The sequence below is a fragment of the Chryseobacterium sp. SIMBA_038 genome, from assembly GCF_046535115.1.
GTDB lineage: Bacteria > Bacteroidota > Bacteroidia > Flavobacteriales > Weeksellaceae > Chryseobacterium.
Map to the genome: position 1 here is coordinate 1 of NZ_JAWRXH010000120.1, position 278 is coordinate 278.

1 protein-coding gene is annotated in these 278 nt (G+C 47.5%); it reads right to left on the reverse strand.

Annotated elements, in window-relative coordinates:
* The coding region (locus tag SB689_RS22950; RefSeq protein ID WP_410694371.1) for a helix-turn-helix domain-containing protein at positions 1–144 on the reverse strand (144 nt) is incomplete at its 3' end.
* Positions 145–278 lie beyond the last annotated feature (134 nt).

The following is a 278-nucleotide window of genomic DNA, read 5'->3' on the forward strand; positions in this document are numbered from 1 at the left end:
CGGCTCACTATTTCGGCGAATTTCGCGGCTGATAGTGGAGGGAGAACGACTCAGACATCGAGCAATGGCTCGGAGGCTCAGGCCTTGAGAGAGACAAACCTGGATAGTGGCACGATCAGTAATGCTGAGTTCTGAGTATGACATGAGCGCAATACCTTACAGGGAAACTCAGGTGTTGCACTCAGAATCTGCGGCCAAGACCTATTGGAAGGAGATGATAGAAATTTGGGATGAGATTTTACCAGAAGTAAGAAGAATTAGTAGATATGAGTCCCCAT